Origin of the sequence: Flavobacterium ranwuense, assembly GCF_004349315.1 — a bacterium.
Taxonomy (GTDB): Bacteria; Bacteroidota; Bacteroidia; order Flavobacteriales; family Flavobacteriaceae; genus Flavobacterium; species Flavobacterium ranwuense.
Genome location: NZ_SMLH01000011.1, coordinates 121,294 through 134,927, shown reverse-complemented (window position 1 = coordinate 134,927; position 13,634 = coordinate 121,294). Strand labels below are relative to the sequence as shown.

The following is a 13,634-nucleotide window of genomic DNA, read 5'->3' as shown; positions in this document are numbered from 1 at the left end:
AATTTATTGGTCAAATTATTAAAATTAAAGCAAATCTCCTTTTGGAATAAAAACATAGAATTTGGCTCCAAAATTTGGTTTACTTTTTACTTTTATGAATCCTTTGTGATTCTCTACAATTCTACTACAAATAGCCAAACCAAGTCCAGTTCCTGAATATTTAGGATCCGTTTCTAAACGCTTGAATAATAGAAATATTTTATCCGAATATTCTTGTTTGAAACCAATTCCGTTATCTGCAATGACAATTTTATGATAATCCTTTTTATTGGCTATTTTATAATCGTGCATTTCTTTTTCTGTAATTTTTTTAGAAGTAATACTGATTTCTGGAGTACTATTTTCTTTACTGTATTTAAGAGAATTTGAAATTAAATTTATAAAAAGCTGTTTAACCTGAAAAGGTATCGCCTTTATTGTAGGTAAATTTCCAATTGTAATAATGGCTTTTTTATCTTCAATATTAGTGGCTAAATCTTGAAGTATTTCTTCAATAACTTTATTAAAATTCGTTTCAACAAAAACTTTATCGCCTTTTATTGTTCTGGAATAGTTCACTAAATCAATTAATAGTGTCTGCATCCTATTAGCAGTTACACGAATTTTTGAAAAATATTCTTTTCCTTGAGATGAAAGCAAATCTGATTCTTTTCCTTCTAATCTGGAGATAAACATTTGAATCTTACGAAGCGGTTCCTGCAAATCGTGACTTACAATATTATTAAAAGCCTCGAGTTCCGTATTAATATATTTAAGTTCTTTATTGTTTTCTTCTAATTCAAGGGTTTTTTTGTATTGACTTGTAATGTCATAGTTCACCCCTATTTTTATCAAATCACCACTTCCATTCTTAGTAAAACTACCAACGCCCATAATGTATTTAACATCCCCATTTGGAGTCAAAAATCGAAATATCATAGAAGTAGACTGATGACTTACTAACGAATCCGTATGTACTTTAGCCACATATTCTAAATCATCCGGATGAATATATGGAATTACATTCTCTATATTTGGTTCAAATGCATTGGGTTCAACTCCCATTAACCGAAAAAGATTGTCCGAAAAAGTGTATTTATTAGTCCCTACATTGACCATCCAATGTCCAAAACCTGCTGTCATTTCAGCAGTATTATAGGACTCATTTACTAATTTTAATTGGTCATTTGCCTTTTTGAGTTCATCAATGTCAACATTCATTTTTTGGAACGAAAGCAATAATATTAGAAGAGAAAGAATCACTAATAAAAAAGCTGTAATGATTGAATCTTGTAATTCAAATTGATGATTATTATTTTCAAACTCCGTTTTTGTACTTTCAGAAAATATTATTTTAGTGACAAAGGATTTCATCATTTCGGTAACATGGCTGCTCTCCAGTAACATCTCATTTAATGCTAAAGGGCCAGAATTTTTACTTTTAGCCAGAAGTAATGTTTTCCTGAATAGTTTGAATCTAAGATCAATAAGTTTTTTTAATCGGCCTATATCGTTATTTCTTGCGGTGTCATTTACAGTTAACAGCTTTAGCTTTGTTATGCTTTCTTCAATTTTGCCTCTGCTCAAAAACCGGTCTTCAATATAGGTTTCATCTTTTGTGATGATATAACTTCGTAAGCTGGTTTCGTAATTACTGATTACGGATAAAAGTTTTTCTAATTCAAGTTGTGTATCATTTGACTTTGCAATTAATTCAACCGTTGAATCAAGCTTTTTCATTTGGGAATAAAACATCGAGGCTATATAACAAACAACTACAATTGCAATAGCTAAAGCTATTTTAAACACTTGAGAGTTTTTATATAGTCCTAAAATTTTCATTTATTCCTATGTTATATACTAAAGAAAAAAGTTTCAATATTTAAACCTGAGGTATGAAATTGCCAGTTCATATTTACAACCTCTTTGATTACTTCTTTTAATTTAGAAAAATCATTGGGTTTTTTGATGTAAATATTTGCACCTTCTACAAAAGTATCTTCAATATCTTTTTCTGATGAAGAAGTAGAATATATGGCAATCGAAACATCTTTAAAACGAGTGTTCGATCTAATTTCTTTCAGACAATCTATCCCTGTTTTTCCGGGCATATTCAAATCTAGAAATAAAACATGAGGCAACTTAATTTCGGGATGCACTAAATAATCCATTAGATCATTACCATCTTTAAATAGAGTCAACTTATTATTCATCCTAAGCTCTTGTATAGCTTCACTAAAAAAATTGCGATCATCTTCGTCATCGTCAGCTAAAAGAATATGCATTGAATCTTGGTGTGTAATCATAAAATATTGGGGTGTTTTTATAATTTTATTTAATCGTTATTAGATAACTCTCTCTTTTTACCTACAATTCTTTTAAACATTGAGGGTGTTAATCCTGTTACTTTTTTAAATTGAGTTGATAAGTAAGCAACACTACTATAGTTTAATTCATGAGAAATTTCGGTTAAGGTAAGTTTCTCTTCAATTATTAGTTTTTTGGCTCTTTCAATCTTTTGAATAATAATAAAATTCTCAATAGATGTAAATGTATATTCCGAAAAAACATTAGTAATATAACCGTATCTAAAGTTCAGTTTATCTGATAAATATTGAGATATCGTTATGTTTGGAAATTTATCTTTTTCGTAGACAATTTCAATTATTGCATCTTTAATTTTTTGAATTAATTGCCCTTTTGGATTATCGATAATCTGAATCCCATACTTCGATAAACTGACCTGAAGTTCTTTCAAAACATCTTCAGAAACATCATCGCCGATTTCAATTTGTCCTAAATCCAATAGTTGATATTTAATATCGAATTTTTCTAATTGCTCTTGCAATATTGCCTTACAAGCAATATTTCCATCATAATTAAAATTGAGCTTCATATCAATACACCAGTGTTAAAGTTAAAATTTAGTCATAAAAGTAAATCAAAAAATATTAATCTGTAACAAATAATTTATTTAAAATATAAAACATTGTTCTCTTTAGAACGCAATAAATATAAATAACTGATTATTAACACTCTTAAATAATCCGTTATTTACTTATAATCACAAGCAAACTTGTTAATATAAAAAATTACCCGTGAATTGTTTCGTTTTTACCGTAATTTGTTATAATATTTTCTTCAAATTCGAGCCATTCTCTCCAACGCTTTTCAACGTCTATTCCTATACCATATTTTCTCGCATAGGTAATAAAAGTGGTATAATGTCCCGCTTCGCTCTCCATCAAATCCCTATAAAAAACAGATAATTCTTCATCCTTTATATTTTCCGAAAGCACTTTGAAACGTTCACAACTTCTTGCTTCAATCATTGCTGAAAACAATAATCGTTCCACTAAACTGGAAACTCTGCTTCCATCACTGCTTTTTTTCATGTACAAATACAATTCGTTCACATAATCATCTTTGCGTTCCCGACCCAACTTCAAGCCACGCTTAATAATGATATTGTGAACTTGCTCAAAATGATCGATTTCTTCTTTGGCCAAAGCCAATAAATCTTTCACTAAATCTTGATGTTCTGAATTATTGGTAATAATTGTAATGGCATTTGTGGCTGCTTTTTGTTCACACCAAGCGTGATCAGTCAAGATTTCCTCAATGTTCTTTTCTACAATATTGACCCATCTGGGATCGGTTGGTAATTTTAATCTTAGTACAGACATTTTTTAGTCTTAAAGTTAGAAAGTAGAAAGTCATAAAGCTAAAAGAAAAGTCATAAAATCAATAATCAAAAAAGATAGAATTTATAATTCCACTTCAAGACATTCGACTTTATGACTTTAAAACTTTAAAACTTATTTAATATACGAAAATAGCTCTTTCGCTCATCATTTCGTTTACTTCATTTGCTACAGCTTCGATAACATCTTCGTTAGTGTGGTCTACTAATACTCTGTCAATTAAAGCAACAATAGTTTCCATATCTTCTTCAACCAGGCCACGAGTGGTAATAGCTGCAGTTCCTACACGAATTCCTGAAGTTACAAATGGTGATTTATCATCAAATGGAACCATGTTTTTATTTACGGTAATTTCTGCTTTTACTAATGCATTTTCAGCCTCTTTTCCAGAAATCCCTTTGTTTCTAAGGTCAATCAACATCATATGATTGTCTGTTCCTCCAGAAATAATGTGGTATCCTCTTTTTACAAAAGCATCAGCCATTGCGTTTGCATTTTTTTGCAATTGTAAAGCGTACGTAAAAAATTCATCTTTCAATGCTTCACCAAATGCTACTGCTTTTGCAGCAATAATGTGCATTAATGGACCACCTTGATTCCCAGGAAAAACAGCAAGATCTAATAATGTAGACATCATTCTGATTTCTCCTTTTGGAGTGGTTAATCCCCAAGGATTTTCGAAATCTTTACCCATCATGATCAAGCCTCCACGAGGTCCACGTAATGTTTTGTGTGTTGTAGTAGTTACAATATGACAATGAGGAATTGGATCATTCATCAAACCTTTGGCGATAAGCCCAGCAGGATGAGAAATATCGGCCATTAAAATAGCTCCTACGCTATCAGCAATTACTCTGAAACGTTCAAAATCCATATCACGAGAATAAGCCGAAGCTCCTGCGATAATTAATTTTGGTTGCTCTTTAGTCGCAATTTCCTGAATTTTATCATAGTTCAAACGTCCAGTTTCTTGATCTACACCATAAAAAACAGGGCTGTACAAACGGCCAGAAAAGTTTACTGGTGAACCGTGAGTCAAGTGCCCACCGTGTGACAAATCGAATCCCAAAATTTTATCACCTGGTTTCAAACAAGCAAAAAACACAGCTGTATTGGCTTGTGAACCTGAGTGAGGCTGTACGTTTGCATACGCAGCACCAAATAATTCTTTGGCTCTGTCAATAGCAATTTGTTCCACAACATCAACTACTTCACAACCGCCGTAGTATCTTTTGCCAGGATATCCCTCAGCATATTTGTTAGTTAAAACAGAACCGGCTGCTTCCATTACTTCGTCACTTACGAAGTTTTCAGAAGCAATAAGTTCTAATCCGTGAATTTGTCTTTCTTGTTCTTCTAGAATAAGGTCAAAAATTTGTTCGTCGCGTTGCATTTCTTTGATTTTCGTTAATATGATGCAAAAATACAAAAAAACGTTTGGTTAATAGTTAGATTATAATATATTTGATGAGTAATTTTCAACAAAACAATTAACATATCATGCCTATAACAGCCAACATTACAAACAGAAAATCATGGCTGGAAGTCCCAGAAAACAGTGACTTTCCCATACAAAATATTCCTTTCGGGGTTTTCCTCACCAAGGAAAATGTGGTGACGGTAGGAACTCGAATTGGTGATTTTGCAATCGACTTGGGTGCTTTACAGCAATTAAACTACTTTGAAGGTATTGAATTAACTGATGATATGTTCATGCAGGATACTTTGAATGATTTTATTTCGGATGGAAAAAAAACATGGCGATTGGTTCGAAATCGTATTGCCGACATATTTGATGAAGAAAATCCAAAATTGCGAGATTCAGTAAAAGACCGTGATATTGTAATTTTCAAAATGGACGATGTAGAAATGCAATTACCAGTCCTTATTGGTGATTACACTGACTTTTATTCCAGTAAAGAACACGCGACCAATGTAGGAAAAATGTTCCGTGATCCAGAAAATGCATTATTGCCCAACTGGCTTCACATTCCTGTAGGCTATCATGGTAGAAGCTCCACAATAGTTCCTTCTGGAATTCCGGTACACAGACCGATGGGACAAACATTGCCAAATGGCGAAACCACACCCGTTTTTGGACCTTCTCGATTAGTAGATTTTGAACTGGAAACGGCTTTCATCACTACAGATGCCAATATTATGGGAGAAAATATCCCTGTAACTGAAGCCGAAGATTATATTTTCGGAATGGTTTTATTGAATGACTGGAGTGCACGCGATATTCAAAAATGGGAATACGTGCCGCTAGGGCCATTTTTGTCAAAAAACTTTGCTTCTTCAATCTCGCCTTGGATTGTGACAATGGATGCTTTAGAACCTTTTAGAACTAAAGGGCCAAAACAAGAACCAACTCCATTGCCTTATCTGCAACAAAAAGGAAAGCATTCTTTTGATATTAATTTAGAAGTGGCGATTCAACCTGAAAATACAGAACCAACTGTAGTTTCTCATTCAAATTTTAAACACATGTATTGGACTATGAGCCAGCAATTGACACATCACACTTCTAATGGTTGTAGAGTAAATTCTGGTGACATGATGGGTTCCGGTACAATTTCAGGAACTACACAAGATAGTTTCGGTTCAATGTTAGAATTGACTTGGGGTGGAAAAAATCCAATAAAAATGAACGACGGAACAGAACGTAAATTCATCAATGATAATGACACTGTAATCATGAAAGGATTTTGTCAAAATGGTCAGGTTCGAATTGGTTTTGGTGAAGTTTCCAGTAAATTACTTCCTCCTTTTGTGAGAAAATAAAAATTAAAAATACACTTTTTAAAGCCTAACATTTATTCTATTTTTGTTAGGTTTTTTTATGGCATTATTTTTGGATTTTAAAAAATAAAACCCAATTAATCTGCTTAAAAATAGCAGAAATAGCTTCAAAAAATCATTTACTTAATAGTAACGCTTATGAAAAAAATTACTCTTCTATTATCCATGTTTGTACTGATTTCCTCCTGTGGCTTGAAACAAACCCAAAATTTATTAAGCTCTGGAAATTACGATCAAGCAATTGACAATGCCGTTTCAAATTTGCGAACCAATAAAGATAAAAAAGGCAAACAAGAGTATGTTTACTTGCTGGAAGAGGCTTTCGCCAAAGCAAAAGAACGTGATTTGAATGCCATAAATTTGTTAGCAAAAGATGCTAATCCTGCACAATTGGAAAAAATGTACAACATGTATTTACAATTGAATTCCCGTCAGGAAAAAATCAAACCGTTACTTCCTTTGAAACTAATTAAAGAAGGAAGAAATGCAATTTTCCCATTTGACAATTATATCGATCAAATTATCGATAGTAAAAATGCTTTATCAGCTTATTTGTATGCCAATGCAAAAAAATTAATGGGAACTTCCGATAAAATGAATTACCGGAAAGCGTATGATGATATGGAATATTTAAACCAAATAACTCCAAATTATAAAAACGTTTTACAACTCATGGATGAAGCAAAATTCAAAGGTTCTGATTATGTTTCGGTTTACACCAAAAACGAAACCAACATGATTATCCCGGTTCGTCTGCAAAATGATTTATTGGATTTTAGCACTTACGGACTGAACGACAAATGGACTGTTTACCACAGCAACAAACAAAAAGGGATTGATTATGATTATGGAATGGCAATCTATTTTAGACATATTTATATTTCGCCTGAGCAAATAAAAGAAAGAGAGTTTGTAAAAGAACGCATCATAAAAGATGGTATCAAAAAACTAATTGATGCTAACGGAAAAGAAGTTCTGGATGAAAAAGGAAAAGTGGTAATGGTGGATAATATGAGAAATGCAACAGTACGTATTTATGAATTCAGACAGTTTAAATCCTGTCAAATTACAGCTAAAGTAGATTATATCAATTTTAAAAATAATCAATTATTACAATCCTTTCCAATAGCAAGTGAGTATATTTTCGAAAATATTTATGCCACTCATAAAGGTGATCGACGCGCTTCTGATGATAATTATTACTCTTATTTTGACAAAAGAGCAGTAGCTTTTCCTAGCAATGAACAAATGGTTTATGATACCGGAGAAGATTTAAAAACCAAAATAAAAGATATTATTAGCAGAAACAGGTTTAGAAACTAATACTATAAAAATCAATCCTAATTTCATAAAACTCCTTGATACTTAAACCTATCAAGGAGTTTTTTTAATTTAAAAAAATCAACAATACATTAAAATTTTGTTACAAAACACAAAATTAGTGTTGTGTTATAAAAATATGTGTACTTTTGCACCAATGAATAAAACAAGTTTACATATAACTTCTTTGTCACGGACAAACAGACCCACTACTTCTCCCGAAGTACGGATGCTATCACTATAGTACCCAAAAGCTGTTTCGTATCTTTATTCATTTTTCATTTTTTCCGTTTTGAAATTACCACTATTTTCCATTGGAATACTATATTCCAAAATTATCATACCTTTATTACTAATATATTGTTATTCAATTTATTGGATTATAAATTCGTATTTTAGTTTTTTAATTCAAGGGAACGGAGAATGTATTTTAAAACAAACTTACAACTCATTTTTTAACTCAAATAATCTCTTGAAATGAACATTTCTATCATTGTAACTCAGGAAGAACACTATAAGTATTCGCAGGAAATATGCGATACTATTGAATCGTCTGCCTTATTGAGAGGTACTGGGATTGCTAAAAGAACTCCTGAATACATCCAAAAAAAGATGGAAAGCAAAGATGCCGTCATTGCATTAGACAATGGAAAATTTGCCGGTTTTTGCTATATCGAAAGTTGGCAACACGGGAAGTTTGTAGCACATTCCGGGTTGATTGTACATCCTGATTACAGAAATTTAGGTTTAGCAAAAAAAATCAAATCATTTGTTTTTGATTATTCATTAGAAAAATATCCAGAAGCTAAAGTATTTGGAATCACAACTGGTTTAGCAGTGATGAAAATAAATTCCGATTTGGGATACAAACCAGTTCCTTTTTCAGAATTGACCAGCGATCCCAGTTTTTGGAAAGGATGTCAAACCTGTACCAATTACGAAATCCTAAAAAGTAAAGACAACAAAATGTGCTTGTGTACCGGGATGCTTTATGATCCAAAAGAAAAACCTAAAGACCCGCCTAAACACCCATTTAACGTCAGAGTATTAAACCGATTAAAATCAATTAAAGAAGCCTTGTTCTTAAAAAAATAATATCATGAAAAAAGTTGTATTAGCTTATAGTGGAGGATTAGATACCTCATATTGCCTAAAATATTTAAAAAACGAAAAAGGATATGAAGTTCACACCGTTCTTATAAATACAGGCGGATTTGATGAAGAGGAACTAGCCGCTATTGAAGAAAGAGCCTACGAATTAGGAAGTGCACAACATGCAAATCTTACCATTGTAGATAAATATTATGACAAAGCCATTAAATATTTGATTTATGGAAATGTATTAAAAAACAATACCTATCCATTATCTGTAAGTGCAGAACGTGTTTTTCAAGCTATCGAAGCAATTAAATATGCAAAATCTGTAGGTGCAGAAGCAATCGCCCACGGAAGTACCGGTGCAGGAAATGACCAAATTCGTTTTGATTTAATTTTCCAAACCATTGCACCCGAAATTGAAATCATTACTCCAATCAGAGATTTAAAATTATCCAGACAGGAAGAAGTGGATTATTTATCTAAAAATGGAGTCCATTATTCTTGGGAAAAAGCACAATATTCCATTAATAAAGGATTGTGGGGAACAAGCGTAGGTGGTAAAGAAACATTGACATCAAATCAATCTTTACCAAGTGAAGCATACCCTTCTCAATTGCAAAAAACGGGTGAAGAGAAAGTGACACTACAATTTGAAAAAGGACAATTAGTCGGCATCAACGGGACATTGGACACCCCAACAAAAAATATCGTTGCATTAGAAAAACTGGCAAACGCTTACGCTATAGGTAGAGACACGCATGTGGGCGATACCATTATCGGAATTAAAGGAAGAGTTGGCTTTGAAGCCGCTGCACCTTTAATCATCATCAAAGCACACCATTTATTAGAGAAACATACACTGGGTAAATGGCAGCAATACTGGAAAGAACAACTGGGGAACTGGTACGGAATGTTGTTTCATGAAGGACAATTTCTAGACCCTGTAATGAGAAACATTGAGGCTTTCCTAGAAGACACTCAAACGACTGTAAACGGTACCGTTATCGTTTCGCTAAAACCATATCACTTTACATTGGACGGAATTGAATCTGAAAATGATTTAATGAATACCGGTTTTGGACAATATGGAGAAATGAACAACGCTTGGACATCAGATGATGCTAAAGGATTTATCAAAATTCTTGGAAATGCGCAAAACATATTTTCATCTGTAAATAAACTGACACATGATTAATATTGGAATAATTGGTGGTTCGGGTTACACTGCGGGGGAACTTATCAGAATATTGATGTTTCATCCCAATGCAACGATTGATTTTGTTTACAGCACGACAAACGCTGGAAAACAACTTTCGGTTGCGCATCATGATTTGATGGGCGATATCGAAATGAATTTTACCGATACTGTAAATCCAAATGTGAATGTTGTTTTCTTGTGCTTAGGACATGGTAAATCAAAATCATTTTTAGAGCAAAATCAATTTGCAAACCATACCAAAATTATCGATTTAGGAAATGATTTCAGATTGCACAAAGACGAAATTTTTGATGGAAAAAAATTCGTTTACGGACTACCTGAATTGAATAAAGCGGTTATCAAAAACGCACAATTTATAGCCAATCCAGGTTGTTTTGCAACAGCGATTCAGTTGGCATTATTACCATTGGCAAAAAACGAAATGCTTACGACTGACGTTCATATCAATGCCACAACTGGAAGTACAGGAGCTGGAGTTTCACCTTCAGAAACAACGCATTTTAGTTGGAGATCGAATAATATGTCGCATTATAAAGCTTTTGAACACCAACATTTGGGCGAAATAAACCAAAGTGTAAACCAATTGCAAGCGGATTATACAAACGAATTGATTTTTGTACCCAACAGAGGTGATTTTGCAAGAGGAATTTTTGCAACATTATACACAACAATCGAAGAAAGTCTAGAAGATGTAGTTGCGAAATACGAGGCTTTTTACAAAGACCAACCTTTTGTAACTGTTACGACTACTGGAATCAACATGAAACAAGTGGTTCAAACGAACAAGTGTATTATTAGTTTAATGAAAAAAGGAAACCGGTTATTGATTACTTCAGTAATTGATAATTTAACAAAAGGAGCCTCGGGGCAAGCCATTCAAAACATGAATTTGATGTTTGGATTGGATGAAACCACAGGATTACATTTGAAACCAAGCGGGTTTTAGATATTTATTTGGTAAATCGTTAATTCGGTTAATCGATTAAACAAATAACCCATTAACCGATTAAACTTTAAAAAAATGAACTTATTTGACGTTTACCCTTTATACAACATCACTCCTGTAAAAGCGCTGGATTGCACTATTACAGATGAAAACGGTGTGGAATATTTAGATTTATATGGTGGTCATGGAGTAATTTCCATTGGACACACCCAACCTGATTATGTTACCAAATTAAAAAATCAATTGGATAAGATTGGTTTTTATTCTAATGCGATTCAGAATCCACTACAAGTAGAATTAGCAGCCAAATTAGGGAAACTTTCAGGATTGGAAGACTATACTTTATTCTTGTGCAGTTCTGGAGCTGAAGCCAATGAAAACGCCTTGAAATTAGCCTCTTTTCACAACAATAAAACAAGAGTAATTGCTTTTGATAATTCCTTTCACGGAAGAACTTCGGCGGCAGTTGCGGTTACAGATAACAAAAAAATTGTTGCGCCAATCAATGCTCAACAAATCGTTACTTTTTTGCCCTTGAATAACATCGAGTTGGTAGAAAATGAACTAAAAAAAGGAGATGTTTCTTCTGTTATTATTGAAGGAATTCAAGGAGTTGGCGGTTTAGATCAAGGAACAACTGAATTTTTTCAGGCATTAGAAAAACTATGCGAGGCTTACGATGTCGTTTTGATTTTGGACGAAGTTCAATCAGGATACGGAAGAAGCGGAAAGTTTTTTGCACACCAACACCATAACATCAAAGCAGATATTATTTGTCTGGCGAAAGGAATGGGTAACGGATTTCCTATTGGCGGAATCTTGATTTCTCCAAAATTCACAGCGAGTTATGGATTATTGGGAACTACTTTTGGTGGAAACCATTTGGCTTGTGCTGCTGGAATTGCTGTTTTGGATGTGATTGAAAGCCAAAAATTAATGGATAACGTAAACGACGTTTACGCCTATTTTTTAGAAGCAATCAAAGAAGTTCCTGAAGTTATCCAAGTAAAAGGAAGAGGATTAATGCTAGGTGTAGAATTTGATTTTGACGTAAGTACACTTCGTAAAAAAATGATTATCGACAAACATATTTTCACAGGAAATGCTAATAATAAAAACTTATTAAGAATTCTTCCACCATTGACAATCAAGAAAGAAGCAATTGACACCTTTATTATAGCTTTAAAAGAAACATTGGCAGAATTGAAATGATTTTTTTCAAACATGTAAGTCATGTGAGCTCGTAAACTTATATGACTTATATGTTTAGATTTTTTTTCTAAAATAGTAAAACCAAAAACTAATGAACCATTTATTACCAATAGAAAAACGAAATGCAGTTTTAAGTCGCATGGCCGAACTTCTTGAAGAAGAAAGAGCCAATCTTAAGACTATAAATCAGCAAGACCTTTCTAATTATTCTGGAGATGACTTGGCCATGGAAAAACGTTTATTGGTTGATGATGCCAAAATTGACGGCATGATTTTATCCATGCAACAATTAGCAAGTCAAGAAGATCCTATTGGCGTGGAGCGTTTTAATTTCGACCATGAAAACGGAATGAAAATCATCAATAAAACAGCGGCTTTTGGAACCATAATGATTATTTATGAATCCAGACCTGATGTTACTGTTGAAGCTGGTGGAATCGCTTTTAAATCCGGAAATAAAATTTTGTTAAAAGGTGGGAAAGAATCCTTGCAGTCCAACTTGAAAATTGTGGATTTGTGGCATCAAGCTTTGAAAGAAAATAATGTTGCTACAGAATGGGTGGAATACTTAAATTACAATCGGGAAGAAACGCAGGCATTTTTGGAGAAACCAACACAAAAAGTAGATTTAATCGTTCCTCGTGGTGGTGAGAAATTGATTGCTTTTGTAAAAAAACATGCCACTTGCCCGGTAATTATAAGCGGTAGAGGAAACAATTTTGTGTATGTAAATAAAGAGGCCGATTTGAAAAAGGCTCTCGATATTATCATCAACGGAAAAACCTCAAACATATCAGTTTGTAATGCTTTAGATAAAGTTTTAATTGATACAAATCTTGAAAATTGGGAAGCTTTTGCCATCAATATAGTTCAGGAATTACAACAAAGAAACGTAACTGTTTTAGGAGATGAAAGTATTTCCAGAGCAACAGATGTTCCTCAGATCGAATCGGATTTAATTTGGTACGAAGAGTTTTTAGATTATAAAATTGTTATTGGAACAACCAATTCGGATCAAGAAGCGATTGACAAAATAAACAAATATTGTGGAGGACATTCGGCTTCGATTATCACCGAAAATAATGAAACTGCACAGGAATTCATGGAAAATGTAGATACGGCAGCCGTTTATCAAAACGCTTCTACACGATTCACTGATGGAGGACAATTTGGTTTAGGTGGCGAATTAGCGATAAGCACAGACAAATTACATCAACGTGGACCAATTGGTTTGCAACATTTAGTTACTAATAAGTGGTATATTTACGGGAATGGACAAACGAGATAATAGTCGTAAAGTCGAAAGTCATAAAGTCGAAAGATTAAAAAAAAAGGATTCAGAATATTAACACAA

The 13,634-nt window shown here is 33.1% G+C and carries 12 protein-coding genes; 7 read left to right on the top strand and 5 right to left on the bottom strand.

Annotated elements, in window-relative coordinates; all coding sequences use genetic code 11:
- Positions 1 to 24 precede the first annotated feature (24 nt).
- The 5 genes from E0I61_RS15385 to glyA all read right to left on the bottom strand — a co-directional run bounded on the left by E0I61_RS15385 (position 25) and on the right by glyA (position 5,076).
- Positions 25 to 1,821 carry a sensor histidine kinase gene (locus E0I61_RS15385; RefSeq protein ID WP_132072534.1) on the bottom strand — a complete coding sequence of 599 codons (1,797 nt, stop codon included), beginning with the start codon at positions 1,819 to 1,821 and terminating at the stop codon, positions 25 to 27.
- An 11-nt stretch (positions 1,822 to 1,832) separates the two neighbouring features.
- A complete protein-coding gene (locus tag E0I61_RS15380) occupies positions 1,833 to 2,285 on the bottom strand; it encodes a response regulator (protein ID WP_235832138.1) in 453 nt (150 codons plus the stop codon).
- Between the two features lie 29 nt (positions 2,286 to 2,314).
- Positions 2,315 to 2,875: a helix-turn-helix domain-containing protein gene (locus E0I61_RS15375; RefSeq protein ID WP_131997199.1), complete on the bottom strand. Its 561-nt coding sequence runs from the start codon at positions 2,873 to 2,875 to the stop codon at positions 2,315 to 2,317.
- A 196-nt stretch (positions 2,876 to 3,071) separates the two neighbouring features.
- On the bottom strand, positions 3,072 to 3,665 hold the full coding sequence (gene miaE / locus E0I61_RS15370; RefSeq protein WP_131997202.1) for a tRNA-(ms[2]io[6]A)-hydroxylase: 594 nt from the start codon (positions 3,663 to 3,665) through the stop codon (positions 3,072 to 3,074).
- A gap of 136 nt (positions 3,666 to 3,801) precedes the next feature.
- A complete protein-coding gene (gene glyA / locus E0I61_RS15365; protein WP_131997205.1) occupies positions 3,802 to 5,076 on the bottom strand; it encodes a serine hydroxymethyltransferase in 1,275 nt (424 codons plus the stop codon).
- A gap of 107 nt (positions 5,077 to 5,183) precedes the next feature.
- Here glyA and fahA point away from each other — a divergent pair, with 107 nt between their 5' ends.
- The 7 genes from fahA (at position 5,184) to E0I61_RS15330 (ending at position 13,568) form a co-directional block, all read left to right on the top strand.
- A complete protein-coding gene (fahA, locus tag E0I61_RS15360) occupies positions 5,184 to 6,467 on the top strand; it encodes a fumarylacetoacetase (protein ID WP_131997208.1) in 1,284 nt (427 codons plus the stop codon).
- A gap of 156 nt (positions 6,468 to 6,623) precedes the next feature.
- Positions 6,624 to 7,808 carry a hypothetical protein gene (locus E0I61_RS15355; protein WP_131997211.1) on the top strand — a complete coding sequence of 395 codons (1,185 nt, stop codon included), beginning with the start codon at positions 6,624 to 6,626 and terminating at the stop codon, positions 7,806 to 7,808.
- Positions 7,809 to 8,282: 474 nt separating this feature from the next.
- Positions 8,283 to 8,900: a GNAT family N-acetyltransferase gene (locus E0I61_RS15350; protein ID WP_039110646.1), complete on the top strand. Its 618-nt coding sequence runs from the start codon at positions 8,283 to 8,285 to the stop codon at positions 8,898 to 8,900.
- A gap of 4 nt (positions 8,901 to 8,904) precedes the next feature.
- A complete protein-coding gene (locus tag E0I61_RS15345; protein ID WP_131997214.1) occupies positions 8,905 to 10,098 on the top strand; it encodes an argininosuccinate synthase in 1,194 nt (397 codons plus the stop codon).
- Positions 10,091 to 11,068 (top strand): N-acetyl-gamma-glutamyl-phosphate reductase, encoded by a 978-nt coding sequence (gene argC, locus E0I61_RS15340; RefSeq protein WP_132072532.1) that lies wholly within the window; start codon positions 10,091 to 10,093, stop codon positions 11,066 to 11,068. The genes E0I61_RS15345 and argC overlap by 8 nt, the downstream gene beginning before the upstream one ends.
- Positions 11,069 to 11,143: 75 nt before the next feature.
- Positions 11,144 to 12,280, top strand: a complete 1,137-nt coding sequence (locus tag E0I61_RS15335) for an aspartate aminotransferase family protein (protein ID WP_132072530.1) — start codon at positions 11,144 to 11,146, stop codon at positions 12,278 to 12,280.
- A gap of 91 nt (positions 12,281 to 12,371) precedes the next feature.
- Positions 12,372 to 13,568, top strand: coding sequence for a glutamate-5-semialdehyde dehydrogenase (locus E0I61_RS15330; protein WP_132072528.1), 1,197 nt, complete (start codon positions 12,372 to 12,374; stop codon positions 13,566 to 13,568).
- The last annotated feature ends 66 nt before the right edge of the window (positions 13,569 to 13,634 follow it).